We start from the raw sequence: 7,226 nt of genomic DNA, 5'->3' as shown, positions 1-7,226 counted from the left end.
CGAGATACCGACTACTTCTTGGAAAGCCGCGATGAACCACAAATAAGCGGCTCTTTTTTAGCCCAACTTTCTGCTCTTAAACCTTATCGACTGTATCCGCCCCATGAACCCACGGGACGATATTGTTAATACGTGAGCGCCGCAATCACACTGTTAGCGCTAAGGAACCTTTGAAACCGTCACCAAAGCTCACTCATAATAAGCTATTATTTACAGTAGATTTCGGTTAATTTCCCAAAGGCCATTATGAAAAACAAACTGAGTTTAGCAATTCAAGCATACTGCAACTGGATTGATTCAAACATTATTGAAATTGCTTATGTCGGTTCCATTCTAGTTGTGATTCTAACGCTCATCATCAATCTTATTTAGGCTTCCATTTCCTAAATATTAGTTTCCTTTACTCATTACCGAGCTTTTCTAAAAGCCTCAGAGTTAAATCAATCACCTCATGGATTTGGAGTTTTACGCCTTCAAATAGCTGCGTGAGCGGATCTATTTTTGAGGTTGCAGCTTCAACAATGACTGATTTACCTCAACGATAAACTGATAACCTCTCATTCAATGAATCCTATCTTTTTAACCATTGCCTTGTTCGTTTGTAGGGGCCCGTCCTCTATATACGACTATTGGTTACGCTTGAATGAGGATACTATTGAATTAGAATGCCCCTCAAACATATATCGCCTTGGTTATTGAGAAACAAACAGAATGAAACAAACAAATCATATCGAACAATGCCAGCAAGAAATTTTGAGCTTTTCGGACCGATTACATCAATCTGGTTGTGCGCCTTACTCGGTAGCTCAATACACTCAAGCTTATGCAAAACGCCAGAACATTGATGTCTCTATTGATGTGACCCCGACAAAAGTCATCACTATTTTTGAGCAACCCACGCAAAAAGTCGTGATGGAAAACAAAAAACCACCCTCGGTTAACTTACGTGATTTAGTCGCAACGCATAAAGGGTTTTCGACTCATTCCCATTACGAAGGTTCAGAAACCTACTCGAATCGTACCTTGTGCTTTGCCAATTTATTGCTTCCGCCATGTTATTTAATGTTAGTTGGCAGTACTTATCTGGCGGTCGGTTTATCCATTATTCTGGGCGCTATAGCCTGGCTAGCACAAATTTTCCTGACTGGGCCAAGAAGCATTCTTGTCGAGTTCTTTGTCGCCTTAGTAGCCAGTTTTTTAACCGGTATGATAGCGGCACAGGTTTCCGGCTTACCAACATTGGCACTGTGCATTTCTTCCATTGTCCTTTTTATTCCTGGGTTAACCGTCACCAACGGCTTAGCCAGTCTTGCTCTCAATGACTTTCGGTCAGGTATCGAACTGCTTGCACAAAGCGCACTCATAGTAATGAAAATATTCATCGGCATTGTTATGGGGTTAGGCTTAGCCAACATAATCAATCAACCATTATCGGTACCGGTATTTATTGATGAAATCCCATTCGTTCTTCATGTCACCGCACTGATCGGGATTTCTGTCGCTATTGGCCTTATTTTCAACGCAAGTATGACAGAAATTCTCTTAGGCCTTCCTGTCGCGGCAATTGGCATGTGGGGGCCACATTGGTTTACTTCCGATTGGGTTGTAGGTACATGGGTAAGCACAATACTCATTACGCTTTACGGGTTGGGGATGGGAAAATTGCGTCACGTTCCACCACTCATATACATTATTCAAGGGATCATCATTCTTGTCCCCGGTAGTCGAATCATTGTCGGAGCAAGTGAGTCCTTCTTTGCGACCTCCATTTTACCCATTCCGAATATTGGTCTGTCCGCCTTGCTGATGTTTGGCGCGATTATGGCGGGACAAATCATGGTTTATTCTATATTTAGTCGTCATTTTGATTCCATCATTGAGGACTAACCATCGAACTAACAATCGCTGATCAACACGCCCCAATAACCCACGATTGAGTCTTTATCTGCTTTTTGACGTTAACCGATTCTGAGAAGGTACTGATGAACAGAGTCTCGAAAATCGATAAGACTATTTTGTTTCAGATGGCGAGGGGAATGAGCAATATGGATTTGGAAAAACCGAATAGAATCGAAATTAGCCAATAATTCAATAAGATAAGGATGCTTAGGATGAGTCAATGCAAAGTAGGCAGAGGTAAGCTAGGTATAGGCAAGCGCTAGGTTGATAGGCTTACCATCTACTCCATTTCCGTTCTAACTACGCCACCAGTGCGTTCAGTTTTTTACGCATACTCTCTTTATCAAGGCCACCTTTAGGTCCAATGAAGACTAACCGTGACGAACGAGATTCATCATCTTCCCATGCATCTCCAACCGTCACATTGGCTCGCTGGCCCGTGCACTGAAATACACAGCGATGATCAGGACGATCGGTTAAATTTAAAATACCTTTCATGCGATAAGCATCGATTGAAAACTGTTGCAGTAGAGGATACAAACTTTGTAGATTAAGCGGTTGATCAGTTTCAAAGCTGAATGTTTCGAAATCATGGTTCACGTGATGACAGTGCTCATCATGACAATCATGGTGCTGGCATTCCCTTTGATCAGCCGCTATTTTGTTAGTGACAAAGCGCGTACTTTCAGGGGCATCAAATAAGATAGGTAAATCCACTTCGCCGAATGAAATATCAATCAATTTAGCAAACGGAGCTTGTACTCGGCACCATGCTTTGACTTGCTCTAGTTTATCAGCATCGACTAGGTCAACTTTATTAACCAGAACAATGTCAGCCACTTGAATTTGCTGCTTCGACAACGTCTCCATTGGGCCTTCTAGCCCTAAAATGTTTTCCGCATCGATCGTCGTCACGATTGCATTTAAAGGTGCGTGTGCTTGCAGTTCCGGATCTTCAAATTGAAGTGCCACTTCTTTGGGTTCTGCGATACCTGAAGTTTCAACAACAATATGGTCTGGGCGTTCCTCTAATGCGAGTAAACGCATTACCGAAACGACTAGTCCTTCTGCAAGGTTACAACAGATACAGCCATTCTCTAGGCTGATCATATTTTCACTTTCAGATTTAACTAACTCCGCATCAACATTGATTGATCCAAAATCATTGACGATCACAGCCATGCGCATTCCATTTGCATTGGTTAATATATGGTTTAGTAGGGTCGTTTTCCCTGCTCCTAAAAATCCGGCTAAAATTGTTACTGGAATAGGCTTCTTGCTCATAGCATGCTCTCTTTCGATTTTCGTTGTCTATATTTACTCGGTAAGCAATAAAAAAGGTTGAGCTAATGCCCAACCTTTTAAGTCAGGATAACTTAGCCAGTAACTTTGTTGCGAACCGCTTCACCTGGGTTTGAATCTAACAACATTTCACCAGCTTCAATGATAGGTGTCCCGTTTACAAGTACGTATTTCATGCCTGTAGAAAGGGCATTTGGTTTATCAAATGTTGCAACGGCTTTTACTTCATCAAGTTTGAAAATAGCTAAATCAGCATCTTTACCTACTTGAATACGACCTTTATTTGCCATTTGTGGCACAGCATCCTCAAGAATACGACATGCGTTTAAGCTAGTTCTTTCCATCGCTTCTACTAGTGTTACCGCTTTGTATTCCTCGACATATTTTTCAATAAAACGAGAGAAACAAGCAAGTGAGCGAGGGTGAGCTATTGCGTTGCTTGGAAGTGGCCATACATCACCTTCAATTAATACGCCTTTATCATCCATCCAAGGCATTGCATCTGAAGCGATAGCTGCACCTGGGAACAATACTGAACGGTCCATTTTAGCGCGATCTTCTTTGTTCTCATCGGGTTTTAAGAAGTGCATGACAACCACGGTACCGGGCGCTGATGCTTGTAGTTCAGTGACTTTTTCTTGGTTTAGTGCTTTACCATTCGCTTCCATGTAGCTAGCGCTTGGTACACCCCAACGTTGTAACCAATCGTCACCACGGAAAACTTCTGCGCCAATAACGGAAGAGCCAGCACCATAAGGATAAGCTTCAGTAGTAACGGCTAAACCTTGATCAATGGCGGATTGAACTAAATCGGCACAATCTTCGATATCTTGTACTGACGTGCTGTTGAGGTGACAAATGTGCATGTGTGCACCCGTTGTCGCCGACAGGCTAATGAGTTCTTGGTATGCTTCAAAGCTTGATTTTGGCTCTGCGCTGTTTAGGTAACGAACGTGAGTGTAAGTTGGTACTTCATAGCGTTTTGCTAGTTTAGCAAGATCATAGTACTCTTTGTGGCCATAACCTGGTGCGTAACCCGCGTTAATACCAATGCCTAAGCCCCCCTCTTTAAGACCTTGCTCAACCGAGCCCAGAATTTGTTTTAATTCATCTGGGGTTGCTAGGGTATTTTGCCAATTGTTTTTAGAAAAAGCTTTCTGGAACCAAACAATCGTACCATCAGGAGCAGGCATCGTAGGTTCTTTTGCTTGAATACGAGCGTAAGTCCATGCTACAGAAGCGCCGTAATTAATCGGGCGACCTTCAGCAGCAGTAATATCGTAGTACGTTCCGATTGGGAATAGACCAGATTCCATCTCAAGAGCGGTGGTTACGCCATCGAATGCTTGAGCACGGGCAGCAGGAAGTTGTTGTCCGTGAGCGTGCATATCGATAAAGCCAGGTGCAACCACGAGACCTTCAGCATCGATGATTGTTTTGCCTTGCAGCTTTTTGTCTGAGATTGCAGCAATACGCTTACCTTTAATACCGACGTGACGAATTGCGTCGAGTCCAGTTTCAGGATCAACAACACGGCCATTTTCGATAACGATATCAAATGGCCCTTTCTCGTTAGGCATCAGTTTGATGTTTTGGCCAACCAGTTTTTCAGGGGCTGCATGTAAAACAGAGGCAAAAGGCAGTGCCGCAGCCCCAACCGCTAACTTAGTCAAAGTCGAACGTTTATCTGTATCGACACCATCAAGTAATACTTGCGTAGCGTCCAATTCATTTGGGTCGTAATTTTTCATATTGATACCTGTTATGTTTGTTGTAAAAGAATATTAGTTCATGATTGCTATGAAAACTATGCTGCATGTAGAAAAATCAATCGATTGACTAACACCCACCTTTCCATCATTAGAATCCACTGCCAACCGTTATATAAAACGCGCTGTCAACGTCACTAAAAGCGAGGTCTACCCCCATGTGTAACCCATATCGGCAAGCTATCTGATAGCGAAATCCAGCACCATACGCATCGACACTTTCATCGTCTGACAGACTGCCCTCTACTGTCGCTTTATCCAGGCCATAAAACGCAGAAACGGTCCAACGATTATCAATCGCATTATCGTATTCCGCGACAACACCCAGCCCAGAGGTCACCGAGCTTTCGCCCATAAAATATTGAATAACGCCATTGATAGCGTTATTCACATCTTCATTACTGGTCTCAAACTCTACCGAGCTCTGGCCAATAATCTGTTTCACACCCAGCATCAATGGTGTGTTTGCCACTCGAAACTGGAGCTGCTGAAGCGCAGCGACTCCCGAGGTTTTTGTGCCGAATTGAATCGTTTTGTTGTACGACGCACCTATACTGAACTCTTTGAAAATATCGAGGTTCGCCTTTCCAGCGCCAACGCCACCCGTATATCGAATGTTATCTTTTAGCCACGACGGTATCACCGTTAATGTCGGTATCAGAACCTGCGCCATATTCAAAGTCCCCACCATGAATAAAGACATACACGGGTAATGACTCTGAACCATTGATCTCCGAAGGACGCCAAATATTAAGATTCAAGCAATCTTCAGATTGCTCTTGCTGGGTTATTTTAAGCTGTGGGCACACGGCGCCAAATTGTGTCGCATCTATAGCGCTATCAGCATTGTGTTCTAATTGACGGAGTGACTGTGCTGAAAACGTTGTTGATCGGCGTAAGTGATTCCTTTAAACGCTTCAATGGATACGCGTTGCTCGTCACCTGCTAAGGTATTGATCACAACAGACTCTCTATTTGCGAAAAGAGTCGCGTCCCCGATGGATACTGAAACCTGCTCTGTTGGTAATGTCTGAAGCGGTTCTGGCTTAATAGGACGTGAGCTGGTTTCATCACTACCCCACGCAGAAAGAGCAACAGTGATAGCGATAACCATGAGTGAGCGATGCGTTAAATTCATGGTTGTACCCATAAATGTGTTCGGCCATCTGACCTGATATTGGTATCATCAAACCTGAGAATCCCTATGCTCAGCCATGCTCATTTCTGGAGTATTTGAAGTATTTTTTCTTTATGGTGCGATATTAATTCACTCTTTAAATTTGAATAAATCGCTTATGCAGGACGTGATCCTACATATATTCACTACCGTGAGTGGATGTCGCTTTTTATTTATCACAAAGACTTCTTGTTGTACCTTCTTTGGCTGACTATCTAGGGTTGATAAAATTTCAACGGGTTCTTGAAATAGCTCTATAGGGGGTTGCTGTAACTCTCCTTCTGAAGCTTCAAACTCATCAAAGAACCCAAATATGTTATTAGAGTCCGATGGCATAGTTAGCACCAAACGTAAGTTTCGAGGCCAAAGCCAATATTGTTGAGGTCTGTTTTGACTTGACCCGAAGAGGTCCAAGGTAGAAGTGCGTCGATATCAGGCTCTGCTTTCGCGAGCTCTTTCATGCACTTGACCATGTAGTCTTAGAGGATAAGACCGTTGGCTTTTGCAGTCTCGACGATACTGTAAAGCATCGCGCTCGCCTCAGCACCGTTTGGTGTGTTGGAGAATAGCCAATTTTTCCTGCCAATAACCAGCGGTTTAATTGCGCGTTCAGCGCGATTATTATCGATAGATAAGTGACCATCGTCGATATAACGAATGAGTTTAGGCCATTGCCCGAGCTTGTACTTTATTGCTTTGCCTAGTGGGCTAGAGCCTATCACCTTCTGGGTTGTCATCCATTGGTAAAGCTCATCCAGTATCGGCTTGGCATGAGCTTAACGCTCTGCTTTTCGCTCTTCGGCAGGCGCACCTTTTAAGCGTGATTCTATCCCGCAGAGCTTTGGGGGGTTAGCCAGCGCTTTATCAGCCTTGCCCGATTCACCTTCCCCTTGAAGCTTCTTCGCGTCCATGAACTTGCGTTAAGCACCCCACATTAGTGACGTGATGCAGACCATGATAAGCCGTGTAGCCATCGGTTTGTAGATAACCGTTGTAGTCACCTAAAAAGTCCACGGGGCACACCCTCGCGCGACTGTTTTGATAGTCGTACAAGGCGATTTTTTCACATTCGGCAGTGC

6 protein-coding genes and 1 pseudogene are annotated in these 7,226 nt (G+C 43.7%); 1 reads left to right on the top strand and 6 read right to left on the bottom strand.

The features are described from left to right. The first annotated feature begins 711 nt into the window (after positions 1-711). Entirely contained in the window at positions 712-1,887 is a 1,176-nt protein-coding gene (locus AB4167_RS19750; RefSeq protein WP_372136919.1) for a threonine/serine exporter family protein, read from the top strand. 312 nt (positions 1,888-2,199) lie between these two features. Here AB4167_RS19750 and AB4167_RS19745 read toward each other — a convergent pair whose 3' ends face one another. The 6 genes and pseudogenes from AB4167_RS19745 to tnpC all read right to left on the bottom strand — a co-directional run. Next, entirely contained in the window at positions 2,200-3,183 is a 984-nt protein-coding gene (locus AB4167_RS19745; RefSeq protein WP_136982110.1) for a GTP-binding protein, read from the bottom strand. A 92-nt stretch (positions 3,184-3,275) separates the two neighbouring features. Further along, positions 3,276-4,952, bottom strand: coding sequence for an amidohydrolase family protein (locus AB4167_RS19740; protein WP_102319826.1), 1,677 nt, complete (start codon positions 4,950-4,952; stop codon positions 3,276-3,278). A 109-nt stretch (positions 4,953-5,061) separates the two neighbouring features. Then, positions 5,062-5,643: a hypothetical protein gene (locus tag AB4167_RS19735; protein WP_372104197.1), complete on the bottom strand. Its 582-nt coding sequence runs from the start codon at positions 5,641-5,643 to the stop codon at positions 5,062-5,064. Continuing rightward, the gene (locus AB4167_RS19730) at positions 5,588-5,779 is read right to left on the bottom strand and encodes a carboxylesterase family protein (protein WP_372104194.1); all 192 of its coding nucleotides are present in this window, start codon (positions 5,777-5,779) and stop codon (positions 5,588-5,590) included. The genes AB4167_RS19735 and AB4167_RS19730 overlap by 56 nt, the downstream gene beginning before the upstream one ends. A gap of 44 nt (positions 5,780-5,823) precedes the next feature. Further along, positions 5,824-6,108, bottom strand: a complete 285-nt coding sequence (locus AB4167_RS19725; RefSeq protein WP_017062010.1) for a hypothetical protein — start codon at positions 6,106-6,108, stop codon at positions 5,824-5,826. 377 nt (positions 6,109-6,485) lie between these two features. Then, positions 6,486-7,226: pseudogene (gene tnpC, locus AB4167_RS19720) on the bottom strand (IS66 family transposase); the annotation flags it as partial.

Origin of the sequence: Vibrio sp. 10N.286.49.E11, assembly GCF_041469505.1 — a bacterium.
Lineage (GTDB): Bacteria > Pseudomonadota > Gammaproteobacteria > Enterobacterales > Vibrionaceae > Vibrio > Vibrio crassostreae_C.
Note: the sequence above shows the minus strand (reverse complement) of the source record. Positions and strands in the feature narration are given on the sequence as shown.